At 50.0% G+C, this 2,118-nt stretch carries 2 protein-coding genes; both read left to right on the forward strand.

The annotated features are described in order from the left end of the window. Positions 1-868 (forward strand): IMS domain-containing protein (locus ACP5D4_RS21510; protein WP_428013648.1); only part of this gene is annotated, 868 nt, incomplete at its 5' end. Between the two features lie 13 nt (positions 869-881). Further along, positions 882-2,118: serine hydrolase (locus ACP5D4_RS21515; RefSeq protein ID WP_428013649.1), on the forward strand; the 1,237-nt coding region annotated here is incomplete at its 3' end.

Consider the following 2,118-nt stretch of genomic DNA (forward strand, 5'->3'; position numbering starts at 1 on the left):
TCCGGTTGCTATGGGGACTTCGCCGGGTTCGACGATCGTTTCAGGACCTCCGACGGGACAGGCTGTGACACCTCCACCCGCCGCCACGGTGGTTTCATCTCCTCAAACTGCGGGTTCCCAAAACTATCCTTCCCAAAACTATCCTTCCCAAAACTATCCTTCTTCAGCCCCATATCCATCCGAGAAGCGGGGGATGCCCGAATGGGGGAAAGCTGCCCTGACTGGGGGGGTTATTGGTATTTCGATCGTGGCGGGGTTAGTCCTCTCGCGGCCGTCCGAGGAATCTTCTGAGGATACCGCCAGCAACCCGGCGACGCCTCAACCGACGGCGACACCCGTAGCCGCCCCCCAGCAAGCGACTTCTCAAGCAGCACCTCAGCAGCAAGCCCCGGCTGCAACACCGATTCCAACTCCCGTTCCAACGCCGATTCCAACTCCCGTTCCAACTCCCGAACCCGTTCGGCGATCGACCTCATCGATTACGGAAGGTCAAGCGGTGTCGCTGGTAAACAATTGGCTACAGTCGAAATCCCAAATGTTTGCCCCACCTTACAACAAAACGATAGCCCGTCGTCTGACGACTGGGGCGTTACTGGCGGACTTACTTAAACCCGACGGACCGATCGATTGGCTGCGAAATAACAATGCTTATTATCAATATGGCGTACAGCGAATTGATTCTGTACAACGGTTTGATGCAGATGGTAATAATGCCACTATCGAACTCATCATAACGGAAGACGGAACGCTCTATAAAAATGGTCGTCCCGATCCGGGGAACGCCTATTTTACGACGACCCTGTATCGATACACCTTGGAACAAGATGGTGGAAACTTAAAAATTTCTTGGTATCAGAAAGTTGAATAAATCACGACAACCTGTGACTCCGCCCCCTTCTCGTAAACCCAATCGCCGAAAGCGTCCAACTGGCGATTTGGGCGATCGCACTCGCTTCGTTCCCCCTCCCAAACCTGCATCTTTATCGAAATTTCACTCGATCGCCATTGCAATTTCCGTCAGTTCGATCGTTGTTATCAGTGGTGCCACCATCTTACGCTTTATCTCTCCCCCATCCACTTCCTCCGACTCTTCCCCGTCGGATGTTGTCGAGTCTGAAGCCTCTGGGAACTCCAGCGAACCATCAACTGACGAGTCGGCTTCCTTTCCCAATGCACCGCCGTCAGACACCGAAACCTCTTCTTCTCAACCCAGGGAAATTTCGGGAACGCCGCCACCGCTATCGGGTGAAGTGTCGGGTGCCGTTCCGCCTCCCGAAATTCCTCGATCGCAATATTCTCAGAACACACCGATTTATAATGTTACCACGCCACCTCAATTTCAACCGAGTTCTAATTTACAAGATATTGTCGATGAAGTCGTCAATTTAGCGGCGTCTCGGGGACTTCCCACGAGTTCTTTATCGGTATACTTAATCGATTTAAACCAGCGCAGCGAAGCCGGATTTAACGTTGACGTTCCTCGGTATCCTGCCAGTGTATCCAAACTCTTTTGGATGGTGGCTTTTTACGCTTGGCAAGCCCAGGGAAAAATCCCTCAACAAAACATCGATTTTCCCTATACAGGCTGTAAAAGTACGATTTGCAAACTCGTTCACAAATCCGATAACGAAGCCGCCAGTCGAATTCTGGATTTAATTACCGATACCACTTCGATCGCGCCACAAGACAGCTATTCAACTTGGTTGGAAAAACGCTACTCCGTTAACAAGTTTTTCCAAAGAGCCGGATATTCAGGAATCGATATCAGCCAAAAAAACTTTCCCATTCCTTATCTTGGAATGGAGAGTCCTGAGGGTTGGGATTTACAAATGCGAGGCGATCCGAACCATCCTATTCGCAATAAAATGACCGCTCGACACGCCGCTCGTCTGATGTATGAAATTGCTTCTCAACAAGCAGTTTCTCCAGATAAATCAGCGGAGATGATGGCGCTTCTCAAACAAGACTTAAATCCTGAAGTTTGGCAGCCGGAAGAATACGATCCTATCGATGGCTTTTTAGGAGAAGGAATTTACAAACAACGGGACTATCTCAGCTTTTACTCAAAAGTAGGATGGACTCACGACTCTCGCTTAGAAGTGGTTTTGGTTCAGCATT

This window comes from Baaleninema sp., from assembly GCF_049974805.1.
GTDB lineage: Bacteria > Cyanobacteriota > Cyanobacteriia > Cyanobacteriales > Geitlerinemataceae > Baaleninema.